16 protein-coding genes are annotated in these 19,589 nt (G+C 67.3%); 7 read left to right on the top strand and 9 right to left on the bottom strand.

What is annotated here, in order from left to right; translation table 11 throughout:
* Positions 1-210: 210 nt before the first annotated feature.
* The 6 genes from secF to queA form a co-directional block, all read right to left on the bottom strand.
* Entirely contained in the window at positions 211-1,191 is a 981-nt protein-coding gene (gene secF, locus O0K41_RS04375) for a protein translocase subunit SecF (protein WP_005409259.1), read from the bottom strand.
* A gap of 16 nt (positions 1,192-1,207) precedes the next feature.
* Positions 1,208-3,064 carry a protein translocase subunit SecD gene (gene secD / locus O0K41_RS04370; protein WP_005409258.1) on the bottom strand — a complete coding sequence of 619 codons (1,857 nt, stop codon included), beginning with the start codon at positions 3,062-3,064 and terminating at the stop codon, positions 1,208-1,210.
* 61 nt (positions 3,065-3,125) lie between these two features.
* A complete protein-coding gene (gene yajC / locus O0K41_RS04365) occupies positions 3,126-3,470 on the bottom strand; it encodes a preprotein translocase subunit YajC (RefSeq protein ID WP_005409257.1) in 345 nt (114 codons plus the stop codon).
* A gap of 133 nt (positions 3,471-3,603) precedes the next feature.
* A complete protein-coding gene (tgt, locus tag O0K41_RS04360) occupies positions 3,604-4,734 on the bottom strand; it encodes a tRNA guanosine(34) transglycosylase Tgt (RefSeq protein ID WP_005409256.1) in 1,131 nt (376 codons plus the stop codon).
* Between the two features lie 80 nt (positions 4,735-4,814).
* Positions 4,815-5,912: an alpha/beta hydrolase gene (locus O0K41_RS04355; RefSeq protein ID WP_123958480.1), complete on the bottom strand. Its 1,098-nt coding sequence runs from the start codon at positions 5,910-5,912 to the stop codon at positions 4,815-4,817.
* Positions 5,913-6,270: 358 nt separating this feature from the next.
* Positions 6,271-7,338 carry a tRNA preQ1(34) S-adenosylmethionine ribosyltransferase-isomerase QueA gene (gene queA / locus O0K41_RS04350; RefSeq protein ID WP_012479927.1) on the bottom strand — a complete coding sequence of 356 codons (1,068 nt, stop codon included), beginning with the start codon at positions 7,336-7,338 and terminating at the stop codon, positions 6,271-6,273.
* Positions 7,339-7,549: 211 nt separating this feature from the next.
* Here queA and O0K41_RS04345 point away from each other — a divergent pair, with 211 nt between their 5' ends.
* Both O0K41_RS04345 and O0K41_RS04340 read left to right on the top strand, forming a co-directional pair.
* A complete protein-coding gene (locus O0K41_RS04345) occupies positions 7,550-9,046 on the top strand; it encodes an aminotransferase class III-fold pyridoxal phosphate-dependent enzyme (protein WP_005409254.1) in 1,497 nt (498 codons plus the stop codon).
* A gap of 183 nt (positions 9,047-9,229) precedes the next feature.
* Entirely contained in the window at positions 9,230-9,823 is a 594-nt protein-coding gene (locus O0K41_RS04340) for a TIGR00730 family Rossman fold protein (protein WP_005409253.1), read from the top strand.
* Positions 9,824-9,842: 19 nt separating this feature from the next.
* Here the strand turns inward: O0K41_RS04340 and O0K41_RS04335 are convergent, their stop codons facing one another.
* A complete protein-coding gene (locus O0K41_RS04335; RefSeq protein WP_308304443.1) occupies positions 9,843-12,641 on the bottom strand; it encodes an EAL domain-containing protein in 2,799 nt (932 codons plus the stop codon).
* A gap of 292 nt (positions 12,642-12,933) precedes the next feature.
* Here O0K41_RS04335 and O0K41_RS04330 point away from each other — a divergent pair, with 292 nt between their 5' ends.
* The 5 genes from O0K41_RS04330 (at position 12,934) to O0K41_RS04310 (ending at position 17,129) form a co-directional block, all read left to right on the top strand.
* Entirely contained in the window at positions 12,934-13,452 is a 519-nt protein-coding gene (locus O0K41_RS04330; RefSeq protein WP_234411849.1) for an RNA polymerase sigma factor, read from the top strand.
* Positions 13,449-14,462, top strand: a complete 1,014-nt coding sequence (locus tag O0K41_RS04325) for a hypothetical protein (RefSeq protein ID WP_088436993.1) — start codon at positions 13,449-13,451, stop codon at positions 14,460-14,462. The genes O0K41_RS04330 and O0K41_RS04325 overlap by 4 nt, the downstream gene beginning before the upstream one ends.
* A gap of 40 nt (positions 14,463-14,502) precedes the next feature.
* Positions 14,503-15,099 carry a YigZ family protein gene (locus O0K41_RS04320; RefSeq protein WP_005409249.1) on the top strand — a complete coding sequence of 199 codons (597 nt, stop codon included), beginning with the start codon at positions 14,503-14,505 and terminating at the stop codon, positions 15,097-15,099.
* Positions 15,092-16,864 (top strand): ABC transporter transmembrane domain-containing protein, encoded by a 1,773-nt coding sequence (locus tag O0K41_RS04315; RefSeq protein WP_005413014.1) that lies wholly within the window; start codon positions 15,092-15,094, stop codon positions 16,862-16,864. The genes O0K41_RS04320 and O0K41_RS04315 overlap by 8 nt, the downstream gene beginning before the upstream one ends.
* A 70-nt stretch (positions 16,865-16,934) precedes the next feature.
* Positions 16,935-17,129, top strand: a complete 195-nt coding sequence (locus O0K41_RS04310; protein ID WP_005409247.1) for a hypothetical protein — start codon at positions 16,935-16,937, stop codon at positions 17,127-17,129.
* A gap of 268 nt (positions 17,130-17,397) precedes the next feature.
* Here O0K41_RS04310 and O0K41_RS04305 read toward each other — a convergent pair whose 3' ends face one another.
* Together O0K41_RS04305 and pdxY are read right to left on the bottom strand one after the other, a co-directional pair.
* Positions 17,398-18,522 (bottom strand): prephenate dehydrogenase, encoded by a 1,125-nt coding sequence (locus tag O0K41_RS04305; protein WP_149500936.1) that lies wholly within the window; start codon positions 18,520-18,522, stop codon positions 17,398-17,400.
* Positions 18,519-19,427 carry a pyridoxal kinase gene (gene pdxY, locus O0K41_RS04300; protein WP_049430620.1) on the bottom strand — a complete coding sequence of 303 codons (909 nt, stop codon included), beginning with the start codon at positions 19,425-19,427 and terminating at the stop codon, positions 18,519-18,521. The genes O0K41_RS04305 and pdxY overlap by 4 nt, the downstream gene beginning before the upstream one ends.
* Between the last annotated feature and the right edge of the window lie 162 nt (positions 19,428-19,589).

The following is a 19,589-nucleotide window of genomic DNA, read 5'->3' as shown; positions in this document are numbered from 1 at the left end:
GGGTGTCAGCCGCATGGATGCGGCTGCCAAGCCTACACGGACGTACTTGCGGCGTCCCCGCACTCCGACACCGCCCCGCCCAACCACGGAATGCACGCTGTTGCTGTTGCCGGCCAGCGGCCGGCACTACCGCGGGTGCAGGGCTGCAAGCCCTGCACACAAAAAACCCCGCTTGCGCGGGGTTCTCTGTGTGCTGCGGGCAGCAGGCAATTACGGGCGACGGGCCAGGGCCTCGACGTCCTTCGCCTTCGGCAGCAGGTCCTGCTTGCTGACGCGCAGGAAGCCGATCGTCAGCATCGGCACCGCCACCAGGATCGAGGACAGCACCACAATCACCGCGCCGATCATGTGCGTCTCGGCCAGGCCTTCCATCGAGCTGCCGCCGTACATGTACAGCGCCAGCGCCGACAGGAAGAACATCACCGCGGTGATCACCGTACGCGACAGCGTCTGGTTGATCGAACGGTTCAGCACTTCCATCGAGTCCACGCGCAGGCTGCGGAAGTTCTCGCGGACGCGGTCGAAGACCACGATGATGTCGTTGATCGCAAAGCCCATCACCGACAGCAGGCCGGCCAGCACGGTCAGGTCGAACTCACGACCCAGCAGGGACACGTAAGCGACCGTCACGATCAGGTCGAACATCGCCACGATGCTGGCGGTGACCGCGAACTTCCACTCGAAGCGCACCGCGATGTAGATCAGGAAGCCGGCCAGCATGAAGATGGTCGCGTACAGGCCATTCATCGCCAGGTCCTTGCCGATCTGCGGGCCGACGAACTCGTTGCGCAGCACGGTGGCCTGGTTGTCGGCAGAAGACAGCGCCTTCACTACTGCGGCAGCAGTGGCCTTGTCCTCGGCGGCGGCGTCACCGGTACCCGGCGCATGCTCACCGTGCGGGGCCAGGCGGATCAGCAGGTCGGTGTTGCCACCGACGCTCTGGACCTGGGCGCCTTCGAAGCCACTCTGCTCGAGCTTGTTGCGGACCTGCTCGACGTCCACCGGCTTGTCGAAGCGGGCTTCGATCAGGGTGCCGCCGGTGAAGTCCAGCGCGTAGTTGAAGCCCTTGATGCCGATGATGGCGACCGAGGCCAGGAACACCACGATGGTGACTGCCATGGCGACATGGCGCCAGCGCATGAAGTCGATCTTGGTGTCGTTCGGGAGGATGTGCAGCGGAAACAGTTTCATTGTGCGTGTCGTCCCGTCAGATGGCCACGTTCTGGAGCTTCTTGCGACGGCCGTAGATCAGCGTCGCCAGCGCACGCGACACGGTGATCGCGGTGAACATGGAGGCGAAAATACCGATGATCATGGTCAGTGCGAAGCCCTTCAGCGGACCGGTACCGAATGCGAACAGCGCCACACCGACGATCAGGCCGGTCAGGTTGGCGTCGAGAATGGTGCCCGAGGCACGCTCGTAACCGGTCACGATCGCGGTCTTGCCCGGCACGCCGGCACGCAGCTCTTCACGGATACGCTCGTTGATCAGCACGTTGGCGTCCACCGACAGGCCCACCGACAACGCCAGGCCGGCGAAGCCCGGCAGGGTCATGGTCGCGCCAAACAGCGACATCACCGCCACCACGATCAGCAGGTTGAACAGCATCGCTGCCGAGGTGATCACGCCGAACATGCGGTAGTACACGCTGAAGAACACCAGGGTGAACAGGAACGCGAACACCACTGCGCGCATGCCGTTCTTGACGTTCTCGGCGCCGAGGCTCGGGCCGACCACACGCTCTTCGACGAAGTCCATCGGCGCGGCCAGCGAGCCGGACTTCAGCAGCTTGGCCAGGTCGTCGGCTTCCTTCTTCTGCAGGCCGGTGGTCTGGAAGTTCTTGCCGAACACGCCGTTGATGTTGGCCACCGAGATCACTTCCTCATTGACCTTGAAGCCACGCACTTCCTGGCCGTCAACCAGGGTCACGGTCGGCACGCGTTCGGTATACACCACCGCCATCGGCTTGTTCACGTTGGCGCTGGTGAAGTCGAACATGCGCTGGCCGCCGACGTTGTTCAGCGTCACGCTGACCGCCGGGGCACCACTGGTGGAGTCGGTCACCGCCTGCGCGCCGACCATCTGGTCGCCGGTGACGATCACGCGCTTGTTCAGCAGGATCGGACCGCCGCCGTCACGGCGCTGATAGACCTTCGCTTCCGGCGGGATGCGGCCGGAGTCGATGGCGTCCTGGGCATTGCCCTCGACCACCGCGCGGTATTCCAGGGTGGCGGTGGCGCCGATCATGCGCTTGGCTTCGGCAGTGTCCTGCACGCCGGGCAGCTGCACGACCACGCGGTCGGCACCCTGGCGCTGGATGATCGGCTCGGCCACGCCGAGCTGGTTCACGCGGTTGCGCAGGGTGTTGATGTTCTGCTCGATGGCGCCATTGGCGATCTGCGCGATCTCGGTCTCCGGCACGGTCACGGTGATTCGGTTGCCGCTGACGTCGTAGCCGAGCGTCGGCTGCGCCTTCACCAGCGCCGCACGGGCACGCTGTGCGGCGTCATCACCGGCGGACGGGCTCAGGTTGGCCACGATGCTGTTGTCCGCGCGACGCTCCACCGACTGGTACGCGATGCGCGCGTCACGCAGGGTGCTGCGCACGTCTTCGGTGTAGGCGTCCAGGCGCTTGTCGAGGGCGGCCTTCTGGTCGACCTGCAGCACGAAGTGCACACCACCCTGCAGGTCCAGGCCCAGCACCATCGGGCGACCGCCGAGGTTGGCCAGCCAGTCCGGCACGGTCGAGGCCAGGTTCAGGGCCACGGTGTACTTTTCGCCGACGGTGTCGCGCAGGGCGTCGCTGGCAGCGGACTGCGCCTTCAGGTCCGGCAGGCGGACAATCAGGCTTTCCCCTTCCTTCTCGACACCGACGGGGGTGACACCGGCCGTCTTCAGGTCGGCCAGCACACGGTCGCGCAGCGCATCGTCGATCTGCCCGCCACGGTTGGCGGTGATCTGGAGGGCCGGGTCCTTCTGGTAGATGTTGGGCAGCGCGTACAGCGCGCTGAGCGCCAGTACGATCAGGATGACGACGTACTTCCAGCGTGGAAATTCGAGCATTGCTTGGGTCCCGCGCGGCGCCATCCCCGGCGCCGCGGTTGTGCATCGGAAAGGGAGTGGCTTACTGGGCCGACTTCAGGGTACCGGCCGGCAGCACGTTGCCGACAGCGCCCTTCTGCACGCGGATGCGCACGTTGTCAGCCACTTCAATGGTGATGAAGTTGTCGCCGATGTCGGTGACGATGCCGGCGATGCCGCCGTTGGTCAGCACTTCATCGCCACGCTTGATCTTCTCCAGCATGGCCTTGTGCTCCTTCTGCCGCTTCATCTGCGGGCGGATCATCAGGAAGTACATGATGGCGATCAGGATGACCGGGAACAGCAGCGTGGTCAGGCCCATGCCCTGCGGTTGGCCGCCGGCGGCCTGGGCGTGGGCGGCGGGAATCAGGAAAGCAAGCAGGTTCATCGTTGGTCCTTTGGTTGGGCGGCGCTTCGGCCCTTTCACGGGCACGAGGTGTCGACCGCGGATCTGGGTCAGCCTTGAAGTATGCCACGGCCCCGGGCGTTCGTCCTTGGGCCGTTTGGCAGGGGCGTTCGGGTTACAGGGGCGGGGCCACCGCCCCGCGTGCCGCGTAGAAGGACTCGCGGAAGGCCAGGAAGGTTCCCGCCTCGATGGCCGCGCGGATGTCGGCCATCAGCTTTTCGTAATAGAACAGGTTGTGCAGGGTACCGAGCATCGGCGCCAGCATCTCGTTGCAGCGGTCCAGGTGGCGCAGGTAGGAACGCGTGTAACCGCCGGTGCAGGCCACGCAGCCGCAGCCCGGCTCGATCGGGTCCATGTCCCGCGCGTACTGGGAATTTCGGATGCGAACGGTGCCGAACGAGGTGAAATAGTGGCCGTTGCGGGCGTTGCGCGTCGGCATCACGCAGTCGAACATGTCCACGCCACGTGCGACACCCTCGACCAGGTCCTCCGGCCGGCCCACACCCATCAGGTAGCGCGGACGGTCGCTTGGCAGCTCCGGGTCCAGGTGGTCGAGCATGGCGTTGCGCTCGTGCTCCGGCTCGCCCACAGCCAGGCCGCCGATGGCATAGCCGTCGAAGCCGATCGCCTGCAGGGCCTCGGCCGAGCGGCTGCGCAGGTCGGTGTGCACGCCGCCCTGGACGATGCCGAACAGGGCCGCGTCATTGCCCAGCTCGTCATGCGCGTTGCGGCTGCGCTGGGCCCAGCGCAGGCTCAGCTCCATCGACCGGCGCGCCACATCCTCGGTGGCCGGGTACGGGGTGCACTCGTCGAAGATCATCACCACGTCCGAATCGAGCACCTTCTGGATCTTCATGCTCTCTTCCGGGCCCAGGAACACACGGGCGCCGTCGGTGGGCGAGGCAAAGGTCACGCCCTGCTCGGTGATCTTGCGGCGGTGGGCCAGCGAGAACACCTGGAAGCCACCGGAGTCGGTCAGGATCGGGCCGTCCCAGCGGCAGAAGCCGTGCAGGCCGCCGTGGTCGGCGATGATGTCCAGGCCCGGGCGCAGGTACAGGTGGAAGGTGTTGCCGAGGATGATCTCGGCGCCCAGCGCACGCACCTGGTCCGGCAGGATGCCCTTGACCGAGCCATAGGTCCCCACCGGCATGAAGGCCGGCGTTTCCACCGTGCCACGCGGGAAGGTCAGGCGGCCACGGCGGGCACGGCCGTCGCGGGTCTGGAGCTGGAACTGCAGTCGGGACATGGAGCGGTCATTCAGGCAAATAGTTGTGTATTGTCCCCCAAAACCCGGCGCCGACGAACCCCACGACCTGTCTACGCCGTTCAGCGCCCTGCCCGCAGCCGCCAGCGCTGCGTCACCAGGTCGGCCAGGGCGTCCGCCTGGATCGAGTTCAGGATGTCGTTGTGGTCGGCCGAGACACTGTCTGCGCCTGCGATCACCCAGACCGGACGTTGCTGCATTGGCGCACAGCCCTGGCCCGGTATGGTCCGGGCGCGCAGAACGAAACGGCCATCGGCAAGCGTTGCGGTACAGGCGTCCAGCGGCGGTGGCGGACAGGCATCGGCCGTGGCGCAGACCCAGGCTCGATGGGTCTGGCGCTGACGGTCAAATCCAATGGGCGTGCCCCTGAACGCAATCCGGTAGCCCATACCGACGGCCTTGTCGCCCTGCGCCTGCAGCACCGTCACCTTTCGATGCTGGCGCAAAGCGTCAGCAGCCGTGATCGATACTGTTCCGGCAAATGCCGGTGACGCTGCCCACGCGGATACCAGCGCCTGCTCGACCTCGTCGAACTCACGCTCGGCCACTGCCGGGTTGAGCATGAAGTACTCGAAGCCATCCAACTGCTCCTGCACCAGGCCATCCTTGATGGCATGGAACAGGGCTGAGCCGCCGAAACTGTGGCCGATCATGTAGACCGCCCTCTCCGGATGCTGCTCGCGCAACAGGGCCACCACCTGCGCCAGCCCGTTCTCCCCTACTGTCACCGAGGCGTTCTTTCGATCCCAAACCGTCAGAAAGTCGCTCGGCTCCCAGGCCAGCGGGGTATCGTAGGAGTCACCACGCCACCCCACATAGAGCCCCCTCACCGGGGTTCCCGCCTTGGCCTCGACCTTGCCAAGGAATTCTTCAAAATCAGTGAAGTTGCTGTCATTGGGCGATGCGTTGTGGTGCCAGCCGTTGATGAAGACCACCACCGGGAGATCGACAGGTTCCGCCGCCAGCCAGCGTTGCAGGCGGTTGAACTGGCCCGGCCAATGGAAGCCCCCGGCATCATTGATCTCGATCACCATTCGCTCGCTGCGCGCAGGCAATGCGAGGGGACGGGCCTCATGCTCGGGCCAGTAGGCGACATCGGGCACGCTGGAACAGGACGAAAGGCCACACACGATCAGGCACAACCCGGCAATCCGGCGCATGAACGTTCTCCTTGGTGGGGCACCGGCCCCTCCCCGGGGTCTGCGCGATGCGATCCTAGCCCGCTGTCGCAGGCCTTGGACGACCGCCTGTCGGCGGGCTGCCCGCTTAATCCTGAAAAAAGCGACAAACCTCGCGGGGCGCGGTTTCACCTTCGTCGCCACTGGCCTTGGCGGGTGGTCACCACATCACTCGCAGTGCACCTTCTGCCGGGAAGAACGTTGGGATGCCATCCACGCATGGCGTGGATCTACTGATTCCAGCGGCAGTAGAGCCACGCCAAGCGTGGCTTTCCGGGGCTCCAGGCACCTGCAAGTGCGCACCAACGGTGCGCACCCACCACAAGCAGAGGCTGTGGCCCTACCCCGCCTGCGGGAACAGCAGCATCGCGTCGCCGTAGCTGAAGAAGCGGTAGCGCTGCTCGATCGCGTGCCGGTAGGCCTCGAACACGCGCTCCTTGCCGGCGAACGCGGAGATCATCATCAGCAGCGTGCTTTCCGGCAGGTGGAAGTTGGTCACCATCGCGTCGACGCTGCGGATGCGGTAACCCGGGGTGATGAAGATCTGCGTTTCGCCGGCAAACGGCAGCAGCTCGCCGTCGCGCATCGCGCTTTCCAGCGCGCGCACCACGGTGGTGCCGACGCCGATCACGCGGCCGCCGGCGGCACGCGTGCGCCGCACCTGCTGCACCAGCTCGGCACCCACGTTCAGCCACTCGCGGTGCATCACGTGGTCCTTCAGGTCATCGGCACGCACCGGCTGGAAGGTGCCTGCACCCACGTGCAGGGTGACGTGCCCGAACTCCACGCCCTTGTCCTTCAGTGCGGCCAGCAGCGGTTCGTCGAAATGCAGGCCGGCGGTCGGCGCCGCCACCGCCCCCACTTCGCGCGCGAACACAGTCTGATAGCGCTCGCGGTCGTCCACGCCCGGCTCGCGCTGGATGTACGGCGGCAGCGGCAGGCGGCCGGCGTGCAGCAGCCACTGTTCCAGCGATTCCGGCACATGGAACTGCAGTACGTAGAACTCGCCATCGCGGCCCAGCACTTCTGCTTCACCGCCGGCATCCAGCGCGATGCGGCTGCCGGCCTTCGGTGACTTGCTGGCGCCCACCTGGGCACGTGCCTGCTGGCCGCCCAGCAGGCGCTCGATCAGTATCTCCACGCGGCCACCGCTGGCCTTCTGCCCGAACAGGCGCGCCGGGATCACCCGGGTGTCGTTGAACACCAGCAGGTCGCCCGGCTGCAGCAGCGACGGCAGGTCGCGCACCTGCAGGTCGGTGAAGGCATCGGGCGCCGGCGGTACCAGCAGCAGGCGGCTTGCGGAACGTTCGGCCAGCGGGGCCTGCGCGATCAGTTCAGCCGGCAGGTCGTAATGGAAATCGGACTTCTTCAAGGCAGTGGGCGGCAACAGGTCGACAATGGCGCGCATTGTACGTCCAGCGTCTGCGAGCCGGCGTGCTTCGCGGCGAACGTCGCGGAAAATGCTGCTATGCAGCAGGTTTCTGCGGGGTTATCGCGCAAAAAAACAAGTGCTAGCATCGAGCCGGAAGTCCGCTGCACGAGCCTGCCCCCAAGCGCGCGTGATGACGCGCGTTTTGCTTTTGAAGACCCGTGCGACCCATTGTTTCAGGAGATCTGCAATGAGCTTCATCGAACGCCTCGCCCCCCTGCGCAGCCAGCCCGGCACCCGTCTCACCACCGGGCTGGACGATGCCACCCTGACCGCCCTGTCCGCCAACCACCCGCAGCTGATCGCCGCGGTGGACGCCGCTGCCGAGGAATTCGCGCGCGTGCAGGCCGACCTGGGGCCGCTGCTGGCGCAGGACGAACAGGCGCAGATCGACGCGATGCAGGACGGTTTCGTCAATTTCTATGCCGATGACGCGGTGACCCCGTACGTGGCACTGGCTGCGCGCGGCCCATGGGTGGTCACCCTGAAGGGCGCCGTGCTGTACGACGCCGGCGGCTACGGCATGCTCGGCTTCGGGCACACCCCTGACGCCGTGCTGGAGGCGATGGCCCGCCCGCAGGTGATGGCCAACATCATGACCCCCAGCCTGTCGCAGCAGCGCTTCATCACCGCCCTGCGCGCCGAGATCGGCCACCGCCGTGGCGGCTGCCCGTTCGCCCGTTTCATGTGCCTGAATTCCGGTTCCGAAGCGGTCGGCCTGGCCGCCCGCATCGCCGATGTCAACGCCAAGCTGCAGACCGACCCGGGTGCGCGCCACGCTGGCGCTGCGATCAAGCGCGTGGTGGTCAAGGGCAGCTTCCATGGCCGTACCGACCGCCCTGCCCTGTATTCCGATTCCAGCCGCAAGAGCTACATGCAGCACCTGGCCAGCTACCGCGGTGAGGACTCGGTGATCACCGTGGCGCCGTACGACGAAGCCGGCCTGCGCAAGGTGTTCGAGGACGCCGCACGCAACCAGTGGTTCATCGAGGCGGTGTTCCTGGAACCGGTGATGGGCGAAGGCGACCCGGGGCGTTCGGTGCCGCCGTCGTTCTATGCCGTTGCCCGCGAACTGACCCGTGCCCACGGCAGCCTGCTGCTGCTCGACTCCATCCAGGCCGGCCTGCGCGCGCATGGCGTGCTGTCGGTGGTCGATTACCCGGGCTTCGAAGGCCTCGACCCGCCGGACATGGAGACCTATTCCAAGGCCCTCAACGCCGCGCAGTACCCGCTGTCGGTGCTGGCGGTGACCGAGCATGCCGCGCAGCTGTACCGCAAGGGCATCTATGGCAACACCATGACCAGCAACCCGCGTGCGCTGGACGTGGCCTGCGCCACCCTGGCCCAGCTGACCCCGCAGGTTCGCGCCAACATCGCCGAGCGTGGTGCCGAGGCCGTGCGCAAGCTGGAACAGCTGAAGAACGAGCTGGGCGGGCTGATCACCAAGGTGCAGGGTACCGGCCTGCTGTTCTCCTGCGAGCTGGCCCCGCAGTTCAAGTGCTACGGCGCCAACTCGACCGAGGAATGGCTGCGCCAGCACGGCATCAACGTGATCCACGGCGGCGAGAACTCGCTGCGCTTCACCCCGCACTTCGGCATGGACAGCGAGGAGCTGGACCTGCTGGTGGGCATGGTCGGCCGCGCCCTGCGTGAAGGCCCGCGCCGCGAGCAGGCCGCTGCCGCGTAAGCCTGCTTGGCGTTTGTAGAGTCGAGCCGTGCTCGACTCGGCCTTTGCCGCGATCTGAACGAAGAGCAGCCGAGCATGGCTCGGCTCTACAGAAGGGCTCATAATCCAAGGACACCCCGTCCCCGACCGCCCTGCGGTTGGCGACGGGGCGTTTTCGTTTCCGGCCAAGAGACAGGAAGATCCATGAAATCGATCTGTGTGTACTGTGGTTCCAACGCTGGCAGCAAGCCGGCCTACACCGAACGCGCCATTGCCCTGGGTGACCGCATCGCCCGCGACGGCCTGCGCCTGGTGTATGGCGGCGGCAACGTCGGCCTGATGGGAACCGTGGCCAATGCCGTGCTCGCCGCTGGCGGCGAGGTGACCGGCGTGATCCCGCGCCAGCTGGCCGACTGGGAAGTGGCCCACCGTGGCCTGACCGAACTGGAGATCGTCGGTTCGATGCATGAGCGCAAGTCGCGCATGTTCGATCTTGCCGACGGTTTCGTCGCCCTGCCCGGCGGCTTCGGCACCATGGAAGAGATCTTCGAGATGCTGACCTGGCGCCAGCTGGGCATCGGCAACAAGCCATGCGCATTCCTCGATGTGGACGGCTTCTACGCCCCGCTGATCGGCATGATCGATCGCATGGTGGAAGAACGCTTCCTGCATCCGGACCAGCGCCAGGACCTGTGGTACGGCTCGGACATCGAAGAGATGCTGGAGTGGATGAAGAACTACCAGCCGGCCCAGGCCTCGAAGTGGATCGACGAGAAGCGCCGCGCCGCCCTGCGATGATGCAGCTGCACGCGGTGGCTCAGGCCGCCGCGTGCGCCCACGGCGCGGGCCGCCCCAGCAGGTAGCCCTGGCCGTAGTCGCAGCCCAGTTCACGCAGGGTCTGCCGCTGCGCGTCGGTCTCGATGCCTTCGCCAATGGTCTCAATGCCCAGCGTGCGCGCCAGCGACAGCACGCCTTCCACCAGCGCCCGCGTACTCTGCACTTCCGGACCGTGCAGGCCGGCGATGAAGCTCTGGTCGATCTTCAGCGTGCTGATCGGGAAACGGTGGAGGTAGGACAGCGCGGAGAACCCGGTACCGAAATCGTCCAGCTGCACCTGGATGCCGCGCTCGCGCAGGCCCTGCAGAATGCGCAGCGTGTGCGGGCCGTCGTCCAGCAACGCCACCTCGGTGATTTCCAGGCGCAGCCGGCGCGGATCGGCACCACAGCTGTCGAGCAGGCCGAACAGGCGATCACTGAACTCTGCCGAGCGGAAATGCCGGGGCGATACGTTCACCGAGACGTAGCCTTCGCCTCCCCGTGCCAGCCCCGCGATGACCTGCTCGTAGATCAGCCAGTCCACCTGTTCGATCAGGCCGCTCTCTTCACCCAGCTCCAGGAACGCGCCGGGCAGCAGCAGGCCACGGCGCTCATGCTGCCAGCGCAGCAGCGCCTCGTGGCCGACCACTTCACCGTCGGACAAGCGCACGATCGGCTGGTAGAACGGCACGAAATCGCGGTTGTTGATCGCACGGCGCAGATCGGCTTCCAGGTCCAGGCTGCGCATGGCTTCTTCGCGCATGTCCTCGTCGAAGATCGCACAGCGGTCATGGCCCTGCGCCTTGGCCCGGTACATGGCCGCATCCGCATCGCGCAGCAGCTCTTCTCCGGTGCGGTAGCGCGGATTCCACAGGGCAATGCCCAGGCTGCCGGACGGGAACAGTTCGCGCCCGGCGATCCACATCGATTCCTGCAACGCCAGCAGCAGCCGCTGGCCGAAATCCAGTGCCTGCGCCAGGCCCTGCGGGCACTGCAGCAGCACAGCGAACTCACCACCGCCGAGCCGTGCCACCACATCTTCGGTACCTGCCATCGACACGATGCGCTTGGCCACTTCCACCAGCATGCGGTCGCCGGCGGCATGGCCGATGCTGTCGTTGACCAGTTTGAAGCGATCCAGATCGAGGAACAGCACGGCGAACACCGGTCCGCCCTCACGCTTGGCCAGCGCCAGTGAATCCTGCAGGCGATCCAGCAGGTGCAGGCGGTTGGGCAGGCCGGTCAGCGCATCGTGCATGGCCTGGTGGGTCAGGCGCTGCTCGGCACGCAGGCGCTCACCGATCTGCCCAAGCAGCTTTTCGTTGTCCTCGGCCAGTTCGCGGGTGCGTTCCTCAACGCGCTTTTCCAGCTCGGCATGTGCCGAACGCAGCCGCTGCTGGTCGCGCTGGCGCGCAAGCCCGGTTCCGATGTTCTGCGCAACGAAGGTCAGCAGCCGCTGATCGTGCACGCTGAACGTGCTGTTCTCGCTGTAGCTCTGCACCACGATCGCACCCACCACCTCATCGTCGCGCAGCAACGGCACGCCCAGCCAGCAATGCGAGCGCGCGCCGGACTCGCGCACTTCACCACTGGCCAGCAGCGCATCGATCTGCGCGCGTGACGCCAGCAGCGGGCGCCGGTTGCGCACCACGTATTCGGTCAGGCCCCGGCTGAACGGCCGTGGCGCGCGGCTGGCATTGTGCTCGTCCACCGAATACACGAAGTCCAGGCCGTTGCCGGCCGGGTTGACCAGAGCGATGTAGAAATTGCGTGCGTCGAGCAAGCGCCCGACCACCCCATGCACCTGACCATAGAACTGGTCCAGGCTGTCGGCCGACATCGCCATCTCGGCGATGTTGTACAGCGCGATCTGCAACTGTTCGGCACGGCGACGCTCGGCCACCTCATCCTGCAGGCTGCGGTTGGCGCGCTGCAGTTCCTGGGTGCGCCGCGCCACCTGCTGCTCCAGCCGCACCTGCGCCTGGCGCCGGTCCATCGCGGTCTGTACGTGCTGCGCAACGAAGCCCAGCAATGCGCGCTCGGCCTCGCCATAGCGGGCTGCCTGTTCATAGCTCTGAACCACGATGGCGCCGCAGACGCGGCCGTCGCGCAGCATCGGCACGCCCAGCCAGTCCAGGCTTTCGGGCCCACGCTGCGGGTCATGCTCCTGTTCCATCACCTGCGCCAGCAGTCTGCGCGAGGGACCACTGAGCGGCTTGCCATGGCGCAACAGCGCCACGGTCAGGCTGCGCGGCATCTCGCTGGCGTCATGGCTCTGCGTGGGATCGGCGACGAAGTCATCGACCTGATCGGCGAAGTACAGGAAGCGGATCTGGTCGCGCACATCGTCGTATTCCACGATGTAGCAGTTCTCGGCATACATCAGCGTGCCCAGCACACCATGCACATGGCGCAGCATCTCGGGCATTTCCAGGTCGGCACCGGCCAGATCTGCAATCTGGAACAGGGCCTGCTGCAGCCGTTCGGCCTCTTCCAGTGCCTTGATCTGGCCGGCCTGGCGGCCGCGCTGCAGCGCCAGCTCCATCGCCTGCCGGGCCAGCCCCCACCACGCGGGTGAAGGCACCGCGCCCGCAACCGACAGCAGCAGCCGCGCACCGTCATACTCCCAGCCGTGCTGGCCATCGCCGGTGGCGGGCTCCACGGACGCAGCGCTGTCAATCGCAAGCAAGGGCCAGCCCCCTCGGCCACTCCCCAGCTGCGGGTCGTCCCAGCCAACGCGGACCACGGCCGTTTCCGGCAAAAGCGCATGCAACGCGCGCACCAGCGCCGTGCTCAACACGGCCTCGTGTAGTGGCTCTTCCGCCGATTCAGCATGCGTGGACAAATGACAATCTCTTGGCGCCGTCTGTGCGTCGCCTCCCCTGAGCCGCCGAGCATAGCGCGCCACCCGGGGGGCAATGGAAGCCCGTAAACCCCGAATCGTGCGCCCGTACGTTTTTCGTGCTGTCCGTAGCTGCTTCCATGCCATGAACCTCGCCCTGCCCGCCCCTGCCACCGGCTATGCGCCACCGCCTGCAGGCCTTACCCTGTACGCCGTGGAAGCCAGCGCACTGCCAACCGATGAAGCCTTGATGCTGGCCTGGGCCGGTGGCGACCTGCGCGCGTTCGAAAGCCTGTATGGGCGCCACCGCAAGCGCCTGTTCGGCTTCCTGCTGCGGCAACTGCGCGACACCGCGCTGGCCGAGGAGATCTTCCAGGACGTCTGGCAGCGGGTGATCAGCGCCCGTGCCGGGTGGCAACCGGACGCGGCGTTCAGCACCTGGCTGTTCCGCATCGCCCACAACCGCCTGAACGACCATTGGCGCGCCGCCCGCCACCGCCCGGCTGCCCCGGCCGATGCCGATCTGCGCCTGGCCGCGATCGAGGATGGGCAGACCCCGGAAGGCGAGCTTTCCGAATTCGAACAACGTCGCCGCATCCAGCTGGCGATGGAACTACTGCCGCCTGAGCAGCGCGAAGTGCTGCAACTGCGGCTGGATCAGGAACTGAGCCTGGAGGAGATCGGCCAGATCACCGGCGTAGGCCGGGAAACCGTGAAATCGCGGCTGCGCTATGCGATGGACAAGCTGCGTGCGGGATTGAACGCATGAACCGAGACGAACCGCTGACGCCGGAAGAACGCGAGCTGGCCCGGCTGCTCGGCCGTCGCGCCGAGCAGGCTCCGCCCGCCGCACTGGACGCTGCCATCCTGGCCGCGGCCCGCGCTGCCGTGGACGCGCCGGCCGCCGATGCGGTCGCCTCTCCCGAGGCGCCGCGCACGCAGCGCACACGCCCGCGTTGGCCGGCGGTGTTCGGCATCGCCGCCTCGATGGTGTTTGCCATCGGCATCGCCTGGCAGCTGCGTCCGGAACCGCCGCCGGTTCCGGCCGGTGAGGCCGCTGTTGCTGCGGCACCGGCAGCGGCAGAAGACGTTGCGGCTGCCGATCAGGCCGCTGACCGCAGTGCAGCCGACAGCGCTGTGGCGACCGCCGAACCAAGCGCTGCGCCCGCAGCACCCGAGGCCGCCCCTGTTGCCGCTGCCCCGGCACCGGCCATCGCACGCGCGCCCGAGCCGGCGCCGGCCGAGACCGCTGAAGCGCCGGCCCAGGCTGCACGATCGATGGCTGCGGATGCCGCCGCCGATACCGCCTTTGCGGCCCTCCCGCCGGCGCCGACGGCAGCACCGGCCGCAGCGCCGCCTGCGCCACCGGCACCCGCCGCCTACTCGGCACCGGCACCTGCACCGGCATTCGCGCCGGCAGCGTCCGGGGCACTGAAAGCACGCACGGCCGCGGCACCTGCACCGGCAGCCAATGCCGCCGAGGTCGAGCGGGCGGAGGCGCTGGATCGGGTGGAGATCACCTCGATGAAGCGTGAGGCTCCCAGCCGTTCGGCTCCGGGCATCATGCGCCGCGGCAGCGATGCGGGCCTGAGCGCGGATACCGTGCAGGCCGAGGTGGACGCCGACGCGCGCCTGCCACGCAGGCAGTGGCTGCAGAAAATCCGCGAGCGCCGTGACCAGGACCAGCGCGACCTCGCCCGCGCCAGCCTGGAGCGCTACATCCAGCAATATCCGGAAGCGCGCCTGCCGCGCGACCTGCGCCCGCTGCTGGACGACTGAAACGGGCGGGGGTACCCGGCAACACCGTAGAATGGCGGGAATGCTCGATACCCTCGCCCAGCCCGTCAGCCACACGCTGGAAGTCAAACACAGCCGCTTCATCGCCCATGCCGCGCCGATCGACGGCGCCCCCGCAGCGCTGGCGTTCCTGCAACAGGTTGCCGTGGCCGACGCCACACACAACTGCTGGGCCTACCGGCATGGCCAGGACTACCGCTCCAGCGATGATGGCGAGCCGGCAGGCACCGCCGGGCGGCCGATCCTGGCCGCGATCGACGGGCAAGGCTTCGATCGGGTGATGGTGGTGGTGACGCGCTGGTTCGGTGGCATCAAGCTCGGCGCCGGCGGCCTGGTCCGGGCGTACGGTGGCGCCGCCGCAGAATGCCTGCGCACCGCGCCGCGGCTGGCGCTGGTCGCCATGGCACGGCTGCAGCTGCAGGCCGGCTTCGAAGACCTGGGCACCCTGCATGCGGCCCTTCCGGGGTTCGGCGCGGAGAAGCGCGATGAACAGTTCGACGCGAACGGGGTGTGCCTGCGGGTCGAATTGCCGGCCGATCAGGTCGACGCATTGAAAATCCGCCTGCGCGACGCCACTCGTGATCGTATCCGCATAGAAGACGACCACCAGGATGACTGACAAGGACGGCGCCCCCGCTTCGCCCCCGCCACTGCGCCGCCTTGGCAGCCTGCGCACGCTGTGGCCGTTCGTTCGCCGCCACAGTGGCCTGTTCACCGCATGGCTGATGGCCCTGGCGGTGTCTTCGGCGGCCACGCTGAGCCTGCCGCCGGCGGTCAAGCAGATGATCGACCATGGCTTCAGCAGCGGCGGCCAGATCAACCGTGCCTTCGCCCTGCTGATGCTGGTGGCCGTGGTGCTGGCCCTGGCCACTGCCGCGCGCTTCTACTTCGTGTCGCTGCTGGGCGAAAAGGTCGTGGCTGACCTGCGCAGCCGCCTCTACGCACACCTCATCCAGCTCGGTGCCGGCTTCCATGACCGCAGCCGCAGCGGTGAGCTGGTCTCGCGCCTGACCGCCGACAGTGAACTGCTGCGCAGCGTGGTCGGCTCGACCATGTCGGTGGCATTGCGCAGCAGCGTCACGGTGGTCGGCAGCCTGGCGATGCTGTTCGTCACCAGCCCGCGGCTGGCGGCGTGGTCGCTGCTGGGCATTCCGCTTGCGGTACTGCCGATCATCATCGGTGCGCGCAAGCTGCGCACCGTCGCGCGCAGCAGCCAGGACCGCATCGCCGATGCGAACAGCCTGGCCAGCGAGACCCTGGGCGCCGTAAGGACGGTGCAGGCGCATGCACGCGAACCCTACGAGCGCGGCCGCTTCGACCATGCACTGGGCGATGCCATCAAGGCCGCCCGCCGCCGCATCGGTGCGCAGTCGCTGGTCACCGCCAGCGCCATCCTGCTGGTGTTCGGCGCCATCGTCGGCGTGCTGTGGCTGGGCGCGCACGATGTCATCGACGGCCGCCTCAGCGCAGGCACCCTTGGCCAGTTCGTGCTGTACGCGCTGATCGGTGGTGGCTCGGTCGGTGCGCTGGCCGAAGTCTGGAACGAACTGCAGCGCGCGGCCGGCGGCATGGGCCGCATCGGCGAACTGCTGCAGGAAGACATCGAGATCCGCGCGCCGGCGCAGCCGCACGTGCTGCCGCAGCCGCTGCGTGGCGAGATCCGGTTCGACGACGTGGTGTTCCATTACCCGCAGCGGCCAGACCAGGCGGCGCTGGACCATTTCAACCTGCACGTGCGCCCGGGCGAGACCGTGGCCCTGGTCGGCCCGTCAGGCGCAGGCAAGAGCACGGTGCTGTCGATGCTGCTGCGCTTCCACGATCCGGCCAGTGGCCGCATCTGCGTGGATGGCATCGACGTGCGCCAGGTCGACCCGGCCGAGCTGCGCGGACAGCTGGCGCTGGTTCCGCAGCAGCCGACGCTGTTTGCCGCCAGCGCGCGCGACAACATCCGCTATGGCCGCCTGCAGGCCAGCGACAGCGAGGTGGAAGATGCCGCACGCGCCGCCGAGGCGGACGGATTCCTGCGCGCGTTGCCGCAGGGCTATGACAGTGAGCTGGGCGAGCGCGGCGCCCGCCTGTCCGGTGGCCAGCAGCAGCGTGTGGCGATTGCCCGCGCACTGCTGAAGGATGCGCCGATCCTGCTGCTGGACGAAGCCACCAGCGCGTTGGACGCGCAGAGCGAGCACAGCGTGCAGCAAGCGCTGGAACGCCTGATGGCGGGCCGCACCACGCTGGTCATTGCCCACCGCCTGGCCACCGTGCTCAAGGCCGACCGCATCGTGGTGATGGACCAGGGCCGCATCGTCGCCGAGGGCACGCACGCGCAGCTGCTGGCGGAAGGCGGACTGTACGCTGAACTTGCACGCCTGCAGTTCATCGATTGATGACGTCCGCCTAACATCGGCGCGGCCAAGCTGGCCGCGCAACAGCAGCATCCGCTGAAGGAGGTGCACGATGTCGTTCCGTCAGTTCCCCGCCGTCGACAGCAACGGCGAAAGCCACATCATCATCGAGTTCAAGCCCGAGGCGAATGGCAGCGGGCACCATTCCGAAGCCACGCCACGCTACGAGCTGGATGATGGACGGCCGCTGGTACGCGACGGCCGCGAGTTCACCACCAGTGGCGGTGAGCTGAGGCTGACGATCTGAGGTTCGCCGGGCATGGCCCGGCGCCACGGGATTTCGTACCGCTCCGCTCTGGTGGGTATCGACCTTTGTCGACACGCCTTTTGCCTCTGGTAGGTGTCGACCTTGGTCGACACGCTTTTTGCCAAAGGCGGTCGAGCCTGGCTCGACCCTACAAAAAGCGTGATCAATTTTTGACCAACCATCTTGACAGCCTTTACTACCAAGGGCTGAGCGAGGTTATCCACACCTTTGCTCAGAAACCATCCACACCGCCTGTGGATGAATGTGCTCAGCCCAGCACCCGCCCGATGCCGCTAGCGTCCACTTCGGCGGCCGCGCGACTGATCGCCCCCGGATCGCTGCCGGCCACGAACCCGATCCGGAAATGCACTTCGCCGCCAGGCGTGCGCGAGGAATGGATCGAGGCCAGGCTGATGCGGTGCTGCTCGAACACGTTCAGCAGTTCACGCAGTGAGCCCGGCCGATCTTCCGGCAGGTGCACCGACAACGCATTGCGCTCGGTCAGGTCAGCCAGCAGATAGCCCACGCGTTCAAAGGTGTAGTTGCCCTCGGCCAGTGCCTGCTCGCCGAAGGCACTGTGGTTGGCCGACAGCAGCTGCTCACGGAATGCACTGCGTGCAGTGTCGTCGCCCTGCCCGACCTGGGCCTGCAGGGCCTGCAGCTGGCCGATCAAGCGCTCCAGCATCGGCGCCACGTACGGATTGCCGAACTGGATGTCCTCGTAGATCGCGGGGTTCAGCGACAGGATGCGCGAGATGATCGCCGTATCCAGTTCGAACGATGCCGACCGGTACGGCATCATCGCGGCCAGGTCGCCCAGCTGCGGCTGGTACTGGCGCAGCACGCCGGCCTGGGCCAGGTGGGTGGCATGCACCATCGCCTGTACCAGCGCCATCATCTGGTCGTGATGCTGCGGCGTGGCCCGCACGCACTCAGCCTGCAGCGCCGTGCACAGCGAATCGACCCATGGCTGCCAGTGCCGCAGCCGCGCTTCGCAGACCACCATCACCCGACCCTTCAGTGTCGGCGCTTTCGGTGGCGCGGTCATCGGGTGCAGCCCGACCACCTCGGCCTGCGAGGCCAGCATCGCCTGCACCGGCGCCTCCTTCACCGAGGTCACATCCAGCCACAGGCGGTCCTGCTCGCGGCCGGCCGACTGCCGCACGTACTCGGCGATCAACGCCGGCGTATGCCGGATCGGCGCCGAGAACACCAGCACATCGGCCTGCGCGAGCAGCTGTTCCGGCGTATGCGAGCCCGGATCAGCCGGATCATGGCCGATGACCCGCAGCTGCATGTGCTGCTGGAAGAAGCGGGTCAGCCAGCGTCCGTAGGCGCCGGCACTGCCGACGATGCCGACCGTGCGCGGCGTGCGTTCGAGCAGGCCGCTCATGCCACGCGTTCGGCGCGGAAGCGCGTCCCCTCGGCCAGCGCGGCAGGCGCTGCAGCGATCACGTCGAATTCTTCGAAGCCGTTGTCCAGGGTCGCCTCCAGGGCCGCGTGGGTGCCGGCAATCGCACGCGAGATCGCCTGCTGCATCGATTCGCCGCGCAGCAGGAACGACACCACCAGCGACATCAGCACATCACCCGTACCGGCCACGTCCACCGGCAGCAGGGGCGAGGTCCAGCGCCAGGTCTCCTCGCGGCCGACAGCCAGGGTCACCAGTTCACCCGGGGTGCCGCCCACGCTGTGCGCGATCACCCAGTGCGGGCCACGATCCAGCAGCGTGCGTGCGGCGGCGATGGCATCGGCCTCGGCGAGCGCCGGCATACCGGTGAGGCGATTGAGTTCAAAGGCGTTCGGGGTCACCAGCCAGGCATGCGGCAGCAGGCGCTCGGCGAAGATCGCTTCCAGGCCCGGTTCCACGTAGGGGCCGGTGTGGGTATCACCAATCACCGGATCCAGGCAGTAACGCAGCTGCGGGCAGGCCGGCAGGATGTCGTCCAGCCAGTCGGCGAAGGCCGCACCGTTGGCGGTGCTGCCGAAGTAGCCGGACACCAGCATCTTCGCCCGCTGCGGCAGGCCGCGCTCGTGGGTGCCCAGCAGCAGGTCGGCGAACCAGTCGGCGGGCAGCACGCGACCGCGCGTGGTGTCGTAGAACGGCGCGTTGCTGAGCAACACGGTCGGAATTTCTGCTACGCGCACGCCGAGAGCGCGCATCGGCGGCACGGCGGCGCTGTTGCCGGCGTGGCCGTAGACAAGTTGCGACTGGACCGAGATGACATCGATCGGCGACGGGCCGTCGGGCCGCTGGCGGCGGCCGTGGACCAGGTGGTTATCAAGGGATTCGCTCATGGCCGCATTCTACGCCCGGTGGGCGGTTCGGCAGGGCTTGCAGCCCTGCACCTGCAGAATCAACGTCAACATCAAAAGCCAGAGCGGGCTATCCGTGGGATGGCGGGGCGGTGTGGGTGGTCAGGACACGCCGTAAACCCGTCCATGGGGGCTCGATGGCGC

The organism is Stenotrophomonas sp. Sm2128 (assembly GCF_030985535.1).
GTDB lineage: Bacteria > Pseudomonadota > Gammaproteobacteria > Xanthomonadales > Xanthomonadaceae > Stenotrophomonas > Stenotrophomonas maltophilia.
This window is presented reverse-complemented; position numbering and strand designations above follow the sequence as displayed.